Consider the following 17,730-nt stretch of genomic DNA (forward strand, 5'->3'; position numbering starts at 1 on the left):
CATCGTTAAGAAATTAAGAGATTCTTTTGTGCTGAGTCTTCTATGGTACATCTTTTTTAGCTAGTTGGCGACCAAATAGGCTCTGTTTACCACAAGGAGTATGGCTTACGCCACCCTGTGCTATCAAAAGTATGGCTTACGCCATGATATTTTTCTAATTTTCTACTGATTTAGATGCCGTTCAAAATTTTTTTGCCAAATTTGTTGACAATCTCTGAAAAATCCGTTACTTTATAAAAAGTCTGAGTCCAATGCCCCCATCGTCTAGAGGCCTAGGACACCTCCCTTTCACGGAGGTAACGGGGATTCGAATTCCCCTGGGGGTACTTTAAAATTATAGATAAATTAGAAAAGTAGAAAAGATTTAGTTTTTTCTTTTCTACCCCGTAACTAATTTTTTCTGAGTCATAGATTGACGCAATGCTCAACTTATTCGCATATTCGCACTTTGACTAATCGCCATAAGATTGAATTGTCAGTTTTGGTTGAAGCGGAGTTCAATAATTAATATTAGCGTTGTCAGCATCAGCATTTAAGAGGGTAGAAAAGAAATAGCCAAAAATTACCCTCACAATCTGATAAATTAAGCGACATGGAACAGAAGAGAAAAATATTCTTCTTCCTCCTGACTCCTGAATTTTTATTTTTTGGGGTTGTTTTTATTTTCCTGTACATCCTCTGAATGCTTACTATTTTTGTTGATATTTATGATAGCAAAATCTCAAAAATTTCGTTGGCAAAAAACTAAATATTCGGCTTTATCTCGAAAAATCGACATTTTTATAGCTGCGGGGAAATTTATTTTATTTCTTTGGTGGGATAGTATTTTTCCCCAAGATTCTTTAGAACATAAAAAAAACCGCGCTACTTGGTTGGTTAATACTTTGATTAATTTAGGGCCTACTTTTATTAAAATTGGTCAAACTTTGTCAACTCGTGCTGATTTATTACCTTTAGAGTATGTGGAAGCTTTAGGAACTTTACAGGATCAAGTTCCGGCTTTTAGTAGTCAAGAAGCGATTGCTATGATTGAGTTGGAATTAGGTAAACCTTTGCAATTTATCTATAAAGACTTTGAATTCAATCCTCTGGCTGCTGCTAGTTTAGGTCAAGTTCATAAAGCTAAATTATATACTAACGAAGAAGTTGTAATCAAAGTACAACGTCCGGGTTTAGAGGCTTTATTTAAGTTAGATTTTAAGATATTATTACAGTTAATTAAGTTTGGCAATCAATATTTTGTTCAGGTTAAAAAATATAATTTAGAAGCAATTTATGATGAGTTTTTTAATTTATTATTTCAAGAAATTGATTATATTCAAGAGGGTAAAAATTCTGATAGATTTAGGGATAATTTTTATGGCTATCCACGAATTATTGTGCCTAAAGTATATTGGCAATATACTACAACTAAGATATTAACCTTAGAATATAGACCAGGCATTAAAATAAATGATAAAGCCGCTTTAGAAGCTTGTGGAATTAATATTAATAAGGTAAATGAAACGGGTATTTGTTGTTATTTAAAACAATTATTACAAGATGGATTTTTCCAGGTTGATCCTCATCCAGGTAATATGGCAGTCAATCCAGATGGTAGTATCATATTCTATGATTTTGGCATGATGGCAGAAATTAGAACTTTGGATAAGGATCAGATGATTAAAACCTTTTTTGCTGTGTTAAAAAAGGATAGTAATGAGGTGGTAAATACTCTAATGAGTATGGGATTACTTGAACCTATCCCAGATATGACTCCAGTGAGAAGATTAATCACATTTTTATTAGATAAGTTCACCGATAAACCTTTAGATATTAGAGCGTTAGGCGAGTTAAAAAGCGAACTCTATGAAATGTTTGAACAGCAACCATTTCGCCTACCTGCTCAAATGACATTTATCTTAAAAGCTTTAACCACATTAGATGGTATTGCTAGAACTTTAGATCCTAAATATAATCCTACGGCATCAGCCCAAGCATTTGTTAAAAGTCTGGCAATTGCGAAAAGTAAAGGAAATTCTATCGCCCAATTAAGCAGACAAGCAAGGGATTTTCTTCAATATCAACTGACAAAACCGAATAAAACCGAAGTTTTAGTTAAAAAATTAGAGGAAAGAGTTGAAAGGGGAGAGTTACAATTAAGAGTTAAAAATGTTGAAAGCGATCGCATATTAAGACGAATTTATCAAGCAGTCAAAACATTAATTTATGCTTGTTTAACAGGATTTAGTATGTTGACAGGATTAATTTTGATGATCGCCAAGTATAATAATTGGGCGATTGCTATTTTTTGTGTATGTGCTTTTTGTCTATATTTATTAGTTAAATCCTTAATGAAATTAGCAGTTATCGAGAAAATAGAAAAATTGAGTAAAAAGTAGCTGTGTCAGGATTTAGGTCTAAACTTGGGTTACTCAAGAAAGAGTTAAGACAACAGGCTTAAGTATCGCTTTTATAGCTTGATCAAAAAACTCACCTTGACAGCGGCAAGGAAAGGGTTCAGGGGGTGGGAGTATGACAAAAAATTCCGTTGTGTTGTTTTTTGTCATCACTGTTGGGAATATGGCTGAGTTGGTGGAGAAAACTGAGGTAAAGTGAGGGTAAAACAAATTTCGCTGAGAGGAGAGTCTGTAATTGGAGTACTCTCAATAGCGATCGCACCCTGCAAATGCTGTACTAGAGATTTTACTAGCGCTAATCCCAAGCCTGTACCTGGTGTCCAACGTCCTTTACCACGACGGAATTTGTCAAAGATATAGGCTGCTTCCTCTTGTGAGATGCCACGACCTGTATTAGTCACTTTAATAATAACTTGATCAATTTCTTGTTCGACTCTGTGACTGACTTGTAAATGGACAACAGTATTACGTTCTGAGTATTTACTGACATTCGTGAAAAGTTCTTGTAAAATGCGCTCAAAACTCTCTATTTCGGTTTGGAGTGTTAACGGTTCCTTGGGTAAATCCACGGTGATAGTTAATTCCTTCTCCGTCAGTTGCTGTTCAACACCAGCGACAAACTCATTAATCTTAGTATTTAAATCTATAGTTTCAAATTGTGGTGCTTCTTGATGAGATTCAAGTTTTTGGAGTGTCAGCAGGTCATTAATCAAGTTAATTTCTTTGGTACATTCTGATTCTAGAATATCTAGATATCGAGATTGACGATCTGCTGAAATTCCCGGCAACCTGAGGTTACGAATAGACATTCGCATATTTGTCAGGGGATAACGCAAGCGATCGCTAATGTTGCTGACAAATTCATCTTTGAGTTCATTTAATTGTTGTAATTGCTCAACATATTGCTTTGTTCTTTCATACAATTTTGCCTGTACTTCCAAACTCCGCTTCAGTTGCTCTGTCCGTTCATCTACTAAATTTTGGACTTGTCGTAGTGTCTGTGACTGAATTATGGCATTACTCAATTGAGCGCAGACCATTTCCACCAGATTTAATTCCGCAGGTTGCCAATTGCGAGCAACTTCTTGCTGTAAAACCACAAACCCTAAAACTTTGCCCTGATTTTCCAATGGCATTAACAGTGTAGCAGGAAACTCCTCAATGGCAAATAATGGATTTGGTTGCCAATCATCTTTTTGTTCTGTATGATTATCAATCATAATCGGTTTCCCCGATTCTACGAATACACGTTGGCATAAACTACAATCTGATAACCAAAAAGACTGCTCTAATTTTTCTAAAGCAGTGGCTGAAATGCTGTTGGTCTTATTCCATTCCCCGACTACAGTAGCTTTGGCTTTAGGAATTTGCTTTTTTGGGCGATTCCTAAACATTGGATCTGTGTATTTCAATAAAATCAATAAACCTCGATCTGCTTCTAAAGATTCAGCAGTCGATGAAATCACCAACTGGAGCATTTGATTTAACTCCAAGTTACTAAGACTTAGTATAGTTAATTGCTTAATTAAACTTTGATGCTGGCTAGTCTTATGCAGATACTGCTTTTGAGTGGTGAGTAGATGTGTTTGTGATATTTGAGCTAATGCGATCGCACAAGATAATGCTACTAACTTGAGTAATTGTTTTTCTGATTCATTCCAATCATAAGGTTGGAATTTTAGCAGGCTGATTACACCATTCTGTTTCCCATGAAATCGTGTGGGAATTGCTAAAACCGATTTAATCGGGACTGATATAGATTGACACCCAATTACTAGATTTTTTTGAATGATGGAAATATCATCAATAGTCAACGGTTCAGCTGCACATTGTACAACTGGTGAACTCATCATCAACTGTTCCATTGATAATATTTCGCCGGAGTGTGATAATTCCTGATATTCTTCACTGCACCAATTGGCTGTCGATACTTCAGCAGATTCATCACCTGTGACTGCTACTAGACAGCAGCAATCTACTTTAAATGCTACTCCCAGTAAGTGAGCAATTTCTTGCAGCATCGAGGATTGATTTGTACTATTGGCGATGATATGATTAATATCCCGTGCCAAAGCATGGGCTGTTTTTTCCTGTTGCTGCATCAGCTTGGCGGGGTATGTTTGTAGTTCTTCTACATCATTTACGTATTGCAGGGGTGACAATAAACGCTTTTTCATTACTGGTACACTAGTGGATGATCATCCGATACAAAAATGCTAACAATCTGATGAATCCTGAGTCATTTATGAAGATTTTCGGTCAAATCTTAATTATTTATTTATATTTCAGGTACTGTTTTTTAACGGCCATATCAATCTAGATATTAGCGGATAAAGCAGTAAATTTAGGTGTGTAACTGAAAAACTGCTGCAAGGCAAGTCTTCTATACCCTTGGTAGTAATTTAGGTATCAATTTTTTGCCTGTACTCAAAGAGCCTCTTATATCAGCATTTTGAGGTTGAATTAGTTTAGCGTCTGAGAACTAGGATATCGTGTCTGTAACTTTACATAAACCGTAATTTCTCTAGAATTAAATACAAAATATCATAGTTGGTATCCGAGTTAATACTGGAGATGTTATTGACATCCCCGATATTCTATCTCGATTATTTTATTTGGTTTACCGAGTCGATTTATCTAAATCTGTGTGGCCAGATCAAAACCAAATTTTAAAAGCAACCTAGTTACTCTTAGGAAAACTAGGCTGCTTTTACCAAAATATTAAGACTAGTGCTGGCAGAAATGATTAACGAGTAGAAAGTTTCTTTCAGCACTCAGAACTCAGCACTCCTCACTCAGCTAGACTCTCAACACTCAGAGGAACCATATCGCCATTCTTTGTTAGCGCCAATAACATAGACTGTTGAGCTTGAATTAATGTGCCTGTAAGTACACAACGCTCTTCTTGCTGGGCTGTAGCCGGTATACTAGCTCGAATATCAGCACGGGAAAATCTGGGTTTCCATTCACCTGATTTTTGCTGGACGTAATTCCAGAGGATATCTCGGATCAGGGCTTGATATCCTTGATTACCAGCTATCTCTTTGAGTTTATCTTTAAGTTCGCGTTCCAAACGGATGCTGGTAACTTCCATGTCGGTGGTTGGGGTGCGTGCGATGGTATGCATGATTTTTTCTCCTTAAGGGTATAGACAGGATAGTAATACAAGTGTAGTATGTTTAAAGAAATGTTCAATAGGTGAAATTTTCTGTGAAATCCATTTACCCCATCTCTATCTCCTCATATCCCGCCAATTGCCAAGCCAATTGGGAATTTGCTGCTGTGGAAGTGGAGTATCTATTTATGGCCGATGGTAGCCAGCATCAAAGGCAAAACACAGAGGGTAATGATGATTTTAGATATATCAGTTTTGATGGGCTGATTAGTAAACCACAAATAGATACAAGAAGCGGGAGGTACAAGCGCATAAATGCTGTACCGCAATAAGACCAGAAAAGTATCAGGTCAATTTCTAACCCCCGCTTCAACCAAATCAGAAGCGGGGGTTTTTTAATAAGGAGTCGGGCTGTGACGAGCGCCATACAAGTTTTAGAGCAATCCGTGGTGGTGTTTTCTCAAAATTATTTACCACTGTGTCGGGTTAATATCAAACGAGCGATTGTGTTGTTAGTGACTAACAAAGCTGAACCACTAGACTTTTCCACAGAAGGGGGATGGCTAGTTCACTCACCGAGCTTAGTGTTATCTGTACCAAAGCACATCCGGTTGAAAATTGCTGCGGCTGAGAGGATGTGGAAAGTTCCCCCAGTAAATCGGCGGGAAGTACTGCGACGAGATCATCACAGTTGTCAATATTGCGGTACTAACAAACGTCTGACGTTAGATCATGTGATTCCACGTTCTAAAGGTGGTTCTCATACATGGAATAACGTAGTCACAGCCTGCGAAAGATGTAATTCTCGTAAAGGCGATAAAGCGATCGCAGAAACTGGAATGCAATTGCGTAGCAAGCCAAAAGCACCAGTCCACCCAGCTGTTTATTTTGCGGAACAGTTCTGGATAGATCTACAAGCAAACCTGGAATAACAGGAGAGCATAAGGAATGCTGAAATTAATTTACACTGAAGGGAGTTTTAATTTAGAGTGTCTTACTCTGTCACTAGAAGAATGGGTGGCGCAAAGAGTAATTTTGGCACTACGCATTGGTCAACCTCTACATTTTGAACCTAGTACGGCTTCCTTTTTGCTTCCTGTTGATTTACCGGGAGTAGAAAGGCTGAAGATTGAGGTGCAACGAAATGATGGTGAAATCATAGTGCTGTCTACTTGTGATGCTGAGTATCTGGAAGTCACTTTGCGGGGTTCTTGGTTATCAGATGGTGATGATGATGCTGTGGGTGTGTTTGTGACGACAATGAGCGATCGCACTGAGTTCTTCCTAAACAAACTTTGGAATGATGCTCAAGCTGATGCTTCGGTAAAAAGTGCTGAGTGTTGATTGAATCTTTATCGTTGCATTTCCAGCAATTGGGGAAGTGTAACAAATCGGTAGCCTTGCTGTTTGAGTCTGTTGATGATTTCTGGCAAGGCTTTTAACGTTTTAGTGCGATCGGCTATTGTTCCATTTCTAATAATTCAGGATGCGTATGAAATAGAAGAATTATTAGAAAATTGATGAGAGGTTTTCGAGCAGCAATCTATCTCAGGAAATATGTCTTATAGCCTATATTATTTTAGTTTTAATGGTGCGTGCCATCAACAAGATAAGGTGAACAAGAAAATACTCAAAGATAGAGTAAATCGAAACCAATACCTGGAAGATGAAAATAATCGGAACATCACAAATACTATTTTTTATATCTAAAGAGTGATTCTATCTAATTCATGATTCAGGCAAATTATATCTGAAGATTGATGAAATGAATAGTTATTCTAATTACTATGTAATGAGAAACATAAAGCGCAAAAATATCAAATGAAAATTCTTGACTTTGCTACATCTAAATTTCAGTTAGCGTCCAGATACATATTCATAGCTTTTGCTTGTGCCTTCATATTTTTATTTAGTGCTTCTCCTGCTTTAGCTATCAGTAGTTATCAAAGTGAAGCCACTGAAGGAACAACACAACTATTGGAAACCCAACGTCAAGCGGATGAAGCGACTAAATCTCCACCGATAGGACTCAAAGAAACTCAAAAAAAGACAAAGAAAGGGCTGAACGAAGTTCAGGGAGATGCTGATATTGACAAGATGAAGACTCCCAAAAATTCACAAGGTGCAACTTCTGTAAAACAGGAAGTAGAAGGTTTTTTGGAAAAAGTCACAGGCGGCGATAAGTAAATATCATTCATGGTTTAGGGTCAATACACACATTATAATTGACCCTAATAAATAGGGTCAAATTTTTAGTTATTTAGATAGATTAAAATCAGAGTCTTTCTAAAGAAATAGAAGGGAATAAACATTAATATTCCTATTGATTGATGTGGATTATGTCAATATTATGAGAAATTACATTTAAGTACTAACAGACAGAAAAATTAATGACTAAAATTAACATTGGCTTGACAGAAGAACAGCGTTACGGTGTGATGAATTTGTTAAATCAAGATTTAGCAGATTCTTATGTACTCGTAGTAAAAACTAAAAAATATCATTGGGATGTAGTTGGGCCTCAGTTCCGCACTTTGCATGAGCTTTGGAATGAACAATACGAATTACTGACTGAAAATATTGATGCATTAGCTGAAAGGATTCGTAAGCTAGGCGGTTATCCGACTGGCACAATGGCAGGATTTCTCAAAATTGCTACTCTCAAAGAATATAGTGGCGAAATTCCCACAGCAACGGGGATGGTAACTAGATTATTGGAAGATCATGAGCAGGTTATTCGCAATTTAAGAAGTCATGTAGACCAGTGTAGTGAAGAGTTTAGTGATCAGGGTTCTGCTGACTTTTTGACTACTTTAATGGAAGAACATGAAGAGATGGCTTGGATGCTGCGCTCATTTATTCAAGGGGATTCATTAGAATCTAATAGACAGGAACAAGCAGAAACTAAAGTTCCAGTTGGTGTGTAATCAAAGATTGTCAACAATAATTAAAAGGAGTATAAAAGTGTCAGAAGTATATCAAGCAGAACGGACAATTTCGGCTGTATTAAAAGAGCAAAAACAAGTTGATGATGTAATTCGCCGGTTACTAGATAGAGGTGTACCAAAGGATCATCTTTCGGTAATGGGTAGAAATTTCCAATCAGAAACACGAATTTCGGGTTTCATTACAAAGCGAGATGTAATTTTAGGGGGTTTGAGAACAGGGGCTGTTTTTGGTTCTTTGTTTGGTTCCTTCTTGAGCTTGCTGACGGGTGTAGGTGTATTGTTTATTCCCTTTGTGGGACCGATTGTGGCAGCAGGACCGATTGGTGCTGTGTTATTGGGGGCTGCTAGTGGTGCGATCGCAGGTAGTGCTGGTGCTGGTTTAGTGTCAGTTCTGATGGCTTTGGGGATGCCTGAAGAGAAAGCAGCAATTTACCAAACCCGCTTACAAGCTGGAGAATTTTTATTAATGGTGGAAATTCCCAGCGATCGCACAGGAGAATTTCAATTACTATTAGAAAGCGCTGGTGCTGAAGAAATTCACACAAGTGATAAAATTCTGGATCGTCCTTGTACTGGACTATGTAAAAGTCCAGAGGATTTATCCCCAGAAATTCGCGCTCATCTATCAGAAGAAGCCCAACAAGTATTCATTAAGCAATATAACGCTACACTGACTGAAACTAGCGATGAGTCTACATCTGAAAAATCTGCTTGGGATGTAGTTCATCAACAATTTGATGAAGATGAAAAAGGTATCTTTTCAAAGCAAAAAGTCAGCGTTTAATTTTTCACACCTAAATAATTAGTAACAGGTAATGGGGTAAAACTCATTACCTTTTTATAATTTACTAAGGTAGTATCTTTCTATTAAATAAAGATATTTTGAAAATTAAATTCATTTCAAATTAATTATTTAACTTCTATAGAATCTATACTAAAAACGGGTTAAAAGTGTCATTCTGTAGCTTGCTTCCCGTAGGGTACGAAGTGAAGAATCTCCGAGATACTTCCCTGCACTACGTTACGGTCAGTATGACATAAGTCCAAGTTTGACCCGTTTGCAGTATAAATATTCTGGTGGTACATTATCCACTAACCAAACACCATTATCAGAACAATAAAAAATGTACCCATCTGCGTACATAGCCGCACCATTAACAGTAAAAATAACCGGTTTTCCGTGCCTTGCACCCACTACTTTGGCGGTATTAATATCTGCTGATAAATGAACATGATGACGTGACATTTTAGAAAGTCCTGTTTGCAAAATCGAATCTACAGATATGTTTCCTGTGCCGTGATAAAGCACATCTGGAGGTACAGCAGGTTGTAATTGCAAATCAACTTCTGTACTATGTCCTTGATTGACACGAATGAGAGTAAATGTAGAATCAAAAGCAAAGCGTTTTTTATCGCTAGTAGCCACTACTTCCTGTAATTCTTCTAAGGTAATAGGAAAGTTATGGTTAGTACAAGCTGTTAGTAATTCATCAACAGCAACCCAACCACCAGGAGCTAATTTAATTCCAATTTCTTCTGGTGTATGACGTAGCTGTTTACTCAGAAATTTGCTGACTTTTACTAAGCGAGAGTTACTCATTTTTAGTCATTAAAGATGATTTAATCATTTTTTGAATGCTGAACTTTCAAATAATCCCAAAAACAAACTACAAAGCCAATAACACAACTTGCTTTCCAGAGCAACAGCCACCAAGGTTTCCACCAGCCTCCAGTTTGAACTTCGACAATATCCGATAATCCAAACAATAAAAAGATCATAGATGTAATTTTATTTTTGCGTTTAGCAATGAGATAATCTCGTTTATAACTATAGATGATAAACCCCAATGAAAATAAACTCCATAATACTGCCTCAATGTAATTTCCCTGACGGTAAAGAGTTTCTAAAAGTTGTGCATTTTCCAGTGAACCAGATTGGTGTAACCACAAAAAAAATCCTATCATTGCCATAAACAAAAGGCTTAAACGCAGAATTGCTCCTTTAGTCAACTGCAAGGTAGATTTTGAATTCATCTATTTAAATTGATAAAATTTGTTTGATAATTAAGGCTAATGCGATGGTAATCATCACAGTTAATGTGATTTTACCGCCAGGTATAAGCGATTGGTAGATATTATTTGCTAATTTTTGTTGTTCCCTTTGTTGCCAACTCATAAATGCAGGAATAATTCCACCTAAAATCGAAATACTAAAGATTCCTGTGTAATCTAGCGCAGCAAAAAAGATAGTAGGGTTTACGGTTCCTAAACTCATTGGAGGAAACAGAACGAGTGAGTAAAGAGGTAGTCGAGAAAGTTCAGTTTTTTTAATTCGAGAAATATCTTGGAAAAAATCTACTAACCCATAAACAAAACCGATAAATGATGTAATGATTGCAAATTCTGAAAAAACAGTTAGCAATAATCCTATTAATTCTCCTGCGCTACCTGTTCTGAGAATTTGTAGTGGATCAAAAACACTGCTATTAGCTAAATTATTCGGAAATATCTCAGGATTAATGCTTCCTAAAATTACGGCATTCCAAGCTAAGAACATGATTAATGGAATTGCCGAACCAATGATAATTGATTTGCGTATTTTGGGTATATCTCCTTCTAGTTGCGTCACAACTACTGGAACAATATTATGATAAAAAAGGGCTACACACATCACTGAAATAGCGCTACCAAGAGTATGCCAATTTTGAAATAGGAATTGGGTGCTTTTTACTTGCCCTGCGCCTAATAATAAGAGACCTATAAAAGAAATAATCACAATGGCGACAAAAGCACTATTTAATTTCTGAATAAACCTTTCTTTTCCTAAATAAAGAATACCTCCAAATAATAGGGTAAAAGTTGTTGTTCCTATCCAGTTAGGTAAAAGATTTTCTAATCCTGCTATTTTGGTTAATGCTGATGCCAAAATATCTCCACCTTTGCTGATATATGCCACTAAAAGAGCATAGTGCATAAATAAATATGTAGCACCAGCAACTCTCGCACCTACTTTACCAAGGGTTTTTTCGACAATTGCTAAAAAACCTAGATTGGGAATACCCTCTAAACGCATGACGTTCAAAGTCACTTCCGCAATTAACAATCCTGAGAATAGTGTGTATAGCCAAACTGCAATTAGTAGGGTTGTAGATGGCAAAATACCTGATGGTAATGTTACCGCAGGTAGAGCTAGAATTCCAGCCCCTACGGTAGTTCCGGCAATCAGAGCAGTACTTCTTAGGACACTACCTGGTTGATAATTTAACTTATTACCATCAAATTCCAGATGAGAAAATAATCTAGTGATTTGCTTTTGTTCTGATTTTAGAACTGTCTTCATAGGGTTTTTGCTCAGATATCTATCCAAAGAGGGAAACTTATATTAACTTATGTAAATAAATTTAGCAAAAACCTGGGATTGAAGATAAAGACTGCCACGAAGCGTTAGAGCAAGACTATTTTTTGAGTAGGGGTGTAATTAGGTAAGATGTGATTGAGTTGGCTGGGGTTGAGATGAAGATGATGTTGCAAGAGAGTAGAAATGACATCACGAAAATCGGTAGCGATCGCTAAATCTCTTTTCTCATACAATTGAGATGCTGATAAACCGGGCCATTCTCCATAAACCTTTCCACCTTTAACATTCCCACCTAAAACCCAAACGACGTTACCATGTCCATGATCTGTACCACCGTTATTATTTTGCCGCACGGTGCGACCAAATTCAGACATGACAACAATGGTAGTATTTTGGTAAACACTGCCCAAACCTTGAACTAAAGCGGCTAAACCTTTTCCCAATTTGCCCAAATTCTGAGCTAATGTTCCTTGGGTGCTACCTTGATTAGCATGAGTATCCCAACCACCTAAGGCCATAAATCCTAATTCAATTCTGGAGTCTCTAACCATTAGTTGTGCTAATCTGCTCGCATCTCTAGAAAAACCATTAGGTAAAGGCGCTCCATTGTTGGCCATTTTCATTTCCTGATCCAAGTCTTTCATGATAGCTTCACGTGCCATTCTGCCCTGACGATAGGTTTGACTAAGGCTATCTTCTCCACTGTAAAGCTGATCAAATGCTGTTGCTACTTGCGGACGATCTATCAGTAGCCGTTTTTGAGGATTTGCCCCTGATGGTAAATTAGCAATGGGCATCTGACCATACAGAATCCAAGGTGTGTTTTGTCCCACTGTTACTGCTTGCACAGGGGTTTTTTTCGCTATCACACCTAGTAACCTGTTCATCCAACCATCTTTAGTCCCTTTGTTACCGGGAGTTCCACTTTCCATATATTTTTGAGCATCAAAGTGGGAGCGAGTCGGGTTTGTTAAACCGCAAGCATGAACAAATGCTAAATGGCCTTTTTGCCAAAAAGGAACTAATGGAGATAGTACGGGATGTAATCCGAAACGACCATCTAAATCTATGACTCCACCTTCTTTACCAGGTTGGGGAATTGCAATTTTTGGTCTGGCTTGGTAGTAGGCTGTTTCTGAATAGGGAACGACAATGTTTAAACCATCGACTCCACCTCGGAGAAAGATCACAATTAAGCGTTTTGGATTGCTGTTGGCAGTCGCTGAATGGGCAACCCAAGTATTACTACCAATAGTGGTGATGGCTGAAGTGGAAAAAAGTCCGGCTTGGATGAGAAAATCACGTCTGTTCATAAGCTAGGAAATAGATGAAAGACAAGAGAGCAGGAAAATTTTGACTCAGTACTCGTTACTAAACTAGCGCCGCATAAATTCTGGACTACCTAAGATTAAGCCGCTACGAATTTCTAGTGGACTGGATGCGATCGCTTTTTGGGTTTGAGGAGAAAAAGAATTACCCAATGTATTCATCAGTTGTTCATAGTCCACAGGTATAGATTTAGTAGCTTTTCTGTTTTGAGGAGCTTTGACTTTACCTGGCTTCATTTGTCGTCTTGGTTTCAATACAGATGGGATAGTTTTTCTAGGTTTTGGTGCTTTTCCCTTATTTGGGTTCCTTTGCGGCGGTAAACTGGATATTAGTAAACTATTATTAGCGATCGCAGTCGCAAAACTCAGTCGTCGAGTCATCGCATCAGGATTTAACCAAGCTTCTTTCGTATTTTTGTAACCATCTGGAGTCGAACACTGATAGAGAGGCATAGCTAACTGACCAAACAATCCCAGGATTGGTCTGGTATTTTTCAGTTCCATCCCAGTTACTCGAACTACGGAAATTGCATATTGATAAGGTGTTTTAAACTTGCTATTAAAATTTTTCTCATCCCAAAATTCAGAACTTTGAAATAGAGTATTCAATACCTCACGAATATTGCCATCAGTCGCCAGATATCGCTGTGCTAGTTTTTTGACTAAAGTTTCTGGAGGGCTATCGCTAACAAAATACTGGGCTAACTTATAACTAATATGACGAGCAGTAGCCGGACTCCTAGCCAAAATATCTAAAGCTTCTTCTCCCTCAGCTTCGCCACTTCCTTTAATTTTGTGTCCTAAAAAAACTTTGTCCCCAAAATCATGATATTTGGAATTGAATTCAAATCCAGAACTATTATTTTGATGAGGATTATTAACAATTCCCCAACCACTAAAAATTTTTGCTAAAGCAATCACATCTTGTTGAGTATAACCTCCATCTACTCCCAAGGTGTGTAGCTCCATCAACTCACGGGCATAATTTTCATTTAAACCCTCAACTTTACCCTTAGCATTAGGACGATGAGAAACCTTATTTTTGGCATTATCTAAATAAAGTAACATCGCCGGATGGTGTGCTGTTGCTCCTAATAAATCCCGAAAACGCCCCAAAGCATAAGGACGAATCGCTTCTTGTTCATAAGCACCCACCCAAATGCGATTACGTCCTTTAAAGGCATCCACATTAAAATGGTTATACCAAAAATCCACCAGCACTTCTTGCAGTTGGCGGTTGCTACTCGTCGCCCTTAATAATCTAGATTGGATAGTTTCGGTGAAGATTTGACCAGTTTGCTTCATTAAAGCCTGCTTTTTTTCCTGCCCTGATGTTATCCCCGCAGGAATATTTGCAGCATATTGCAAACGTTGCATCGGATTTAGATTCAGAGTTTTCATTTGCGAAAGTTGACGAGTCAAACTTTCTGATTCAGAAATGGAATCAGGGGAGAGTTGCTGTTTAATGTAGCTCTCTACACCCATAGATTCAACTTTTTTCATATCCCCAGGTGCAGGACCAAAGCTTAAACGATTGATGATATGCAGAACTTTGGGATTTACGGTTGTAGCGGCAGCATCACTAGAAATAACACTTCCTAATAACAACAACAGCGACAATACCCAATATTTATTCTTTGGTAAGGTCATAATTCGGGAACGATTTTACGCTATTTGAGGCTTGTCATTGAAAGATTTACCTCGGATTATTGAGGGGTTGCTATTGACCTATGTCGTAATTACTGAAAGATGTGACGCTCATTTTTTCTATTTGTTTCCGTTACTATATAAACTGATTTTTTTAAACAAACCGTTGTGTAAATTCGTATATTAAATCTACCCTGCCTTTACGTAACATAGCTGGATCTAATCTTTCTGTGGTGTTACAAGTCATCAATACCACTAAACGTTGCTTGATTTGCACGCCAGATTCGTCAATTACACTTTGGTATAAAGTGCCATCTAACAAGGCCAAAATATGCTCAGTTTTATTATTATATTGGGCTACTTCTGAAGCTCTATCTTGAGCTAAATTATCAGCTTCGTTGATGATAATACAAATTCTTTCTAAGTAACTTGGGGGAACAAAGTTAGTAATAGCATCATGATCCAAAATAAAAATGACATAACCTAATGGTACAAGAATTTCTTTAGCTACTGATTGTGTCCAGGCTGTTTTACCTGTACCCGGTTCTCCATGTACTACAACTGCTAATTGGTTCTGATTGAGAATTGCTTGTTGAACTGAGTCACTAAAGTCTTGAATTTCTTGAGGAAATGTACGAATAGGAAATTGATTATGAACTTTACCAACACGACTTTGATATCCACTCAACATCACTGCTAAATCATAAGTCGCTTTATTAATTAACGGTGCTAGATTTTGGGACATTAAAGTATATTGTCTTCGTCCACGATCATAGGGATCAATCTGTAACCAAATATCGTATTTAGACCAGTAAGCATAAACAGTATTGATGACATCTAGTCGTTCCCAACTAACAAATTTTTCTGCCGGAAAATAGAAATCTCTCTCTGAGTAATATTGGGTAATAATATCAGGACTTTCTAATAAACGTAAAACCCGCAAAACGGTAATTTCTTGCAATAGATTCAAAACATAATCAATGGGGATACTATTACGACTCACAAATTGGACAATGGGTGTTTCTGTAGTTAAAATATCCTTGTAGCGATGGTCTGGCGTTATTGCATCAGGTGTGATAAAGTTCCAATATTTTTGCAATTCACCACGAGTATAGTCTGAAGCTAGATTTAATAGATTTGCCCACCAAGCATAATCTTTTCTTGCTAATGCATCTGCATAATAACTTGCTAGATTAATAGTTTTTTGGCTTAATTCATGGGTATCATGAAATATAATTTGCTGGAAATAGCCCCAATCAAAGTCACGTTGAAATGGCCTCCAACCCTTAGAAAGTAAGTTTTGCCGATTGTTATTCTGGGAATTATTATCGTCGTTATTTCTGAAATAATCAAAATCCATATTTTATGCAATTTAGTGATGGTTGAATTATTTGGTAATAATGCAGGAGATGATGGAAAAGTTTTATCGTACTATAAACTACCTGCGTGTTATTTGCCAAAACAAAATTATTTCCTTACTGCCAAGAAACTCTATTGGTGAATTATTATACGTATTTTACTCAGAATTTATGCAACTGGCTGGCTTTGTAAGGTGCGTCAGATGCTGAAAATGTGTTGATTGTTAGCAAATTATCGAGTCTGACGCATCCTAATAAGAAATATTGAGTGTGAGGCTTGCGTAAGTCCTGGTAGTAGAGGATCATGATGATAGTCTAGGGCTTGCTGTTCGTGGGGCGTGCCGTTAGGCATATAAAGCAAAAACCTATATATATCAAGAGTTTGAAGTATATCAGGAAAATTAGGTATAATCGCAATCAATTTTCTTTAGGTAGTCTCACTGTGAATATACTACCTTTACCTAATTCTGAGGAAAGTTCTATTTTGCCACCGTGTGCTTCTACAATTCGTTGTGATAGATGCAGTCCTAAGCCACTACCGGATCTTTTGTTTCTACCTTGACGAAATCTTTCAAAAGCTGTTGCTTGATCTTCTGGGGAAATTCCATAACCTGTGTCTGCAACTTTAATTAAGATTCCACTTTGCTCAGTCTTGGTGGATAAGGTTTCAAAAATGCGGATTTCGACACCACCTGTATCTGTGAACTTGATTGCATTACCGATTAAGTTATTCAACACTCGTCGTAGTTCTAGTCTATCGCCCAGAATAATTCCAGCATGATTCCCTAGCTGGTTTAACTGATGAGTATCTAATTTGAGAGTCAAGTTTTTCTCACTAGCAAGAGGAATTAGTTCACTAATTACTTCTGTGGCTATTTCCTGTAAGTTACATTTTTCCAAATTTAAGGTCTTTTTTCCTGCCTCGAAGCGATAGACTTCTAGTAAGGTGTTGACCATTTGCATTAAATTTTGGTTGCTGCGAATCATGACAGAAATGGCTTGTTTCATTTCTGGAGATATCTTACAAAAAGTTTCCTGTTGAAACAAAGCCAGCATTCGATCAGCAGCTACTAGGGGTGTGCGTAAATCATGAGTCAGACGAGAGACAAAATCTTCTCGCTGACGTGTCATTTTTTGTTGTTCGTCAATGCTGTGTTTAAGTCGCAAGAGCGATCGCACTCTGGCTAGTAGTTCATCGGTATCAAATGGTTTGCGAATAAAATCATCAGCACCAGCATCTAATCCTTCCACTACGCTAGATTCGTGAAAGGCTGTAATTAACAATATGGGAATATAGCTGAGATCGGCATTGTGACGAATTCTACGTGTGACTTCATAACCATCCATCCCTGGCATCATCACATCTAGTAAAATCAGATCAGGTGGAGATTGTAATACTTTTTGCAAAGCAGTTGCACCATCTGATACTAAGTCAATTTCATAGCCCTCGCTTTCTAAAATTGTTTGCACTAAAATTAGATTATCTCTAGTATCATCAACGGCAAGGATACGGTCAACTTTATCTCTCTTGACAACAGACATAATTTATCAACTTTTTTGAAATAAATTTCAATTAA

16 protein-coding genes, 1 tRNA gene and 1 pseudogene are annotated in these 17,730 nt (G+C 37.3%); 8 read left to right on the forward strand and 10 right to left on the reverse strand.

The features are described from left to right. Positions 1 to 253: 253 nt before the first annotated feature. Positions 254 to 326, forward strand: a tRNA-Glu gene (locus tag VB713_RS05535). A gap of 381 nt (positions 327 to 707) precedes the next feature. Then, entirely contained in the window at positions 708 to 2,381 is a 1,674-nt protein-coding gene (locus VB713_RS05540) for an AarF/ABC1/UbiB kinase family protein (RefSeq protein ID WP_323310579.1), read from the forward strand. Between the two features lie 167 nt (positions 2,382 to 2,548). Here the strand turns inward: VB713_RS05540 and VB713_RS05545 are convergent, their stop codons facing one another. Beyond that, positions 2,549 to 4,576, reverse strand: coding sequence for a GAF domain-containing protein (locus VB713_RS05545; protein WP_323310580.1), 2,028 nt, complete (start codon positions 4,574 to 4,576; stop codon positions 2,549 to 2,551). 614 nt (positions 4,577 to 5,190) lie between these two features. After that, entirely contained in the window at positions 5,191 to 5,526 is a 336-nt protein-coding gene (locus VB713_RS05550) for a hypothetical protein (RefSeq protein WP_323310581.1), read from the reverse strand. Positions 5,527 to 5,609: 83 nt separating this feature from the next. Here VB713_RS05550 and VB713_RS05555 point away from each other — a divergent pair, with 83 nt between their 5' ends. The 3 genes from VB713_RS05555 (at position 5,610) to VB713_RS05565 (ending at position 6,858) form a co-directional block, all read left to right on the forward strand. Then, entirely contained in the window at positions 5,610 to 5,846 is a 237-nt protein-coding gene (locus tag VB713_RS05555; protein WP_323310582.1) for a hypothetical protein, read from the forward strand. Between the two features lie 81 nt (positions 5,847 to 5,927). Then, positions 5,928 to 6,446 (forward strand): HNH endonuclease, encoded by a 519-nt coding sequence (locus VB713_RS05560; RefSeq protein ID WP_323310583.1) that lies wholly within the window; start codon positions 5,928 to 5,930, stop codon positions 6,444 to 6,446. Between the two features lie 16 nt (positions 6,447 to 6,462). Continuing rightward, positions 6,463 to 6,858 carry an alr0857 family protein gene (locus tag VB713_RS05565; RefSeq protein WP_323310584.1) on the forward strand — a complete coding sequence of 132 codons (396 nt, stop codon included), beginning with the start codon at positions 6,463 to 6,465 and terminating at the stop codon, positions 6,856 to 6,858. Between the two features lie 8 nt (positions 6,859 to 6,866). Here VB713_RS05565 and VB713_RS05570 read toward each other — a convergent pair. Next, positions 6,867 to 6,971, reverse strand: a pseudogene (locus tag VB713_RS05570) (polysaccharide deacetylase family protein); the annotation flags it as partial. A gap of 364 nt (positions 6,972 to 7,335) precedes the next feature. Between VB713_RS05570 and VB713_RS05575 the strand changes: the two are divergent. The 3 genes from VB713_RS05575 (at position 7,336) to VB713_RS05585 (ending at position 9,246) form a co-directional block, all read left to right on the forward strand. Beyond that, on the forward strand, positions 7,336 to 7,701 hold the full coding sequence (locus VB713_RS05575; RefSeq protein WP_323310585.1) for a hypothetical protein: 366 nt from the start codon (positions 7,336 to 7,338) through the stop codon (positions 7,699 to 7,701). Between the two features lie 203 nt (positions 7,702 to 7,904). Then, a complete protein-coding gene (locus tag VB713_RS05580; protein ID WP_323310586.1) occupies positions 7,905 to 8,441 on the forward strand; it encodes a Dps family protein in 537 nt (178 codons plus the stop codon). 37 nt (positions 8,442 to 8,478) lie between these two features. Beyond that, positions 8,479 to 9,246 carry a ChaB family protein gene (locus tag VB713_RS05585; protein ID WP_323310587.1) on the forward strand — a complete coding sequence of 256 codons (768 nt, stop codon included), beginning with the start codon at positions 8,479 to 8,481 and terminating at the stop codon, positions 9,244 to 9,246. 243 nt (positions 9,247 to 9,489) lie between these two features. Here the strand turns inward: VB713_RS05585 and VB713_RS05590 are convergent, their stop codons facing one another. The 7 genes from VB713_RS05590 to VB713_RS05620 all read right to left on the reverse strand — a co-directional run bounded on the left by VB713_RS05590 (position 9,490) and on the right by VB713_RS05620 (position 17,695). Then, a complete protein-coding gene (locus VB713_RS05590) occupies positions 9,490 to 10,062 on the reverse strand; it encodes an RNA 2'-phosphotransferase (protein WP_323310588.1) in 573 nt (190 codons plus the stop codon). 20 nt (positions 10,063 to 10,082) lie between these two features. Further along, the gene (locus VB713_RS05595) at positions 10,083 to 10,496 is read right to left on the reverse strand and encodes a hypothetical protein (protein ID WP_323310589.1); all 414 of its coding nucleotides are present in this window, start codon (positions 10,494 to 10,496) and stop codon (positions 10,083 to 10,085) included. Between the two features lie 4 nt (positions 10,497 to 10,500). After that, positions 10,501 to 11,802, reverse strand: a complete 1,302-nt coding sequence (locus VB713_RS05600; protein WP_323310590.1) for an amino acid permease — start codon at positions 11,800 to 11,802, stop codon at positions 10,501 to 10,503. 104 nt (positions 11,803 to 11,906) lie between these two features. Then, on the reverse strand, positions 11,907 to 13,133 hold the full coding sequence (locus VB713_RS05605) for a DUF1501 domain-containing protein (protein ID WP_323310591.1): 1,227 nt from the start codon (positions 13,131 to 13,133) through the stop codon (positions 11,907 to 11,909). Positions 13,134 to 13,196: 63 nt separating this feature from the next. Beyond that, a complete protein-coding gene (locus tag VB713_RS05610) occupies positions 13,197 to 14,798 on the reverse strand; it encodes a DUF1800 domain-containing protein (protein WP_323310592.1) in 1,602 nt (533 codons plus the stop codon). Between the two features lie 151 nt (positions 14,799 to 14,949). Beyond that, positions 14,950 to 16,155: an AAA family ATPase gene (locus tag VB713_RS05615; protein ID WP_323310593.1), complete on the reverse strand. Its 1,206-nt coding sequence runs from the start codon at positions 16,153 to 16,155 to the stop codon at positions 14,950 to 14,952. Between the two features lie 415 nt (positions 16,156 to 16,570). Next, positions 16,571 to 17,695 (reverse strand): hybrid sensor histidine kinase/response regulator, encoded by a 1,125-nt coding sequence (locus VB713_RS05620; protein ID WP_323310594.1) that lies wholly within the window; start codon positions 17,693 to 17,695, stop codon positions 16,571 to 16,573. Positions 17,696 to 17,730 lie beyond the last annotated feature (35 nt).

The sequence above is a fragment of the Anabaena cylindrica UHCC 0172 genome, assembly GCF_034931625.1.
In the GTDB taxonomy this organism is placed as follows: domain Bacteria; phylum Cyanobacteriota; class Cyanobacteriia; order Cyanobacteriales; family Nostocaceae; genus Anabaena; species Anabaena cylindrica_A.

Bases quoted from the DNA above. Each gene is read 5' to 3' on its own strand.
- VB713_RS05605 (WP_323310591.1), bottom strand. From the start codon at position 13,133: ATGAACAGACGTGATTTTCTCATCCAAGCCGGACTTTTTTCCACTTCA.
- VB713_RS05610 (WP_323310592.1), bottom strand. From the start codon at position 14,798: ATGACCTTACCAAAGAATAAATATTGGGTATTGTCGCTGTTGTTGTTA.
- VB713_RS05595 (WP_323310589.1), bottom strand. From the start codon at position 10,496: ATGAATTCAAAATCTACCTTGCAGTTGACTAAAGGAGCAATTCTGCGT.
- VB713_RS05540 (WP_323310579.1), top strand. From the start codon at position 708: ATGATAGCAAAATCTCAAAAATTTCGTTGGCAAAAAACTAAATATTCG.
- VB713_RS05575 (WP_323310585.1), top strand. From the start codon at position 7,336: ATGAAAATTCTTGACTTTGCTACATCTAAATTTCAGTTAGCGTCCAGA.
- VB713_RS05590 (WP_323310588.1), bottom strand. From the start codon at position 10,062: ATGAGTAACTCTCGCTTAGTAAAAGTCAGCAAATTTCTGAGTAAACAG.
- VB713_RS05620 (WP_323310594.1), bottom strand. From the start codon at position 17,695: ATGTCTGTTGTCAAGAGAGATAAAGTTGACCGTATCCTTGCCGTTGAT.
- VB713_RS05565 (WP_323310584.1), top strand. From the start codon at position 6,463: ATGCTGAAATTAATTTACACTGAAGGGAGTTTTAATTTAGAGTGTCTT.
- VB713_RS05600 (WP_323310590.1), bottom strand. From the start codon at position 11,802: ATGAAGACAGTTCTAAAATCAGAACAAAAGCAAATCACTAGATTATTT.
- VB713_RS05550 (WP_323310581.1), bottom strand. From the start codon at position 5,526: ATGCATACCATCGCACGCACCCCAACCACCGACATGGAAGTTACCAGC.
- VB713_RS05545 (WP_323310580.1), bottom strand. From the start codon at position 4,576: ATGAAAAAGCGTTTATTGTCACCCCTGCAATACGTAAATGATGTAGAA.
- VB713_RS05615 (WP_323310593.1), bottom strand. From the start codon at position 16,155: ATGGATTTTGATTATTTCAGAAATAACGACGATAATAATTCCCAGAAT.
- VB713_RS05580 (WP_323310586.1), top strand. From the start codon at position 7,905: ATGACTAAAATTAACATTGGCTTGACAGAAGAACAGCGTTACGGTGTG.